Source organism: Pseudomonas sp. K5002 (assembly GCF_013386655.1).
Taxonomy (GTDB): Bacteria; Pseudomonadota; Gammaproteobacteria; order Pseudomonadales; family Pseudomonadaceae; genus Aquipseudomonas.
Genome location: NZ_JACARK010001588.1, coordinates 1 through 329 on the forward strand (window position 1 = coordinate 1; position 329 = coordinate 329).

Sequence of the window (329 nt, forward strand, 5' to 3'; positions counted from 1 at the left end):
TGAGGGCCAGGCCGATGGCGTCGCCAATCGCGGTGTTTTTACCGGCGATGCCAATCCGTGCCTCATCCAGCCAGGTGCGCACGGTGCGCCGGTCAAAGGTCAGCGGCGCTTGCAGATAGGCCTGGCTGCCGAACAGGATCAATCCCACGCGATCACCTTCGCGGCCCTCCAGGAAATCTCCCAGCAGGTGCTTGACCAGGCTCAGGCGGCTGACGTCTTCGTCTTGCCATTGCATGTCGGGGAAGTCCATCGAGCCGGAAACGTCCACCGCCACCAGCAAGTCGCGGCCGCTGGCGGCAATCGGCAAGGGTTCGCCGAGCCATTACTGG

The 329-nt window shown here is 64.1% G+C and carries 1 pseudogene; it reads right to left on the reverse strand.

From position 1 onward, the window contains the following. A pseudogene (locus HX846_RS38120) lies at positions 1–322 on the reverse strand (VWA domain-containing protein); the annotation flags it as partial. Positions 323–329 lie beyond the last annotated feature (7 nt).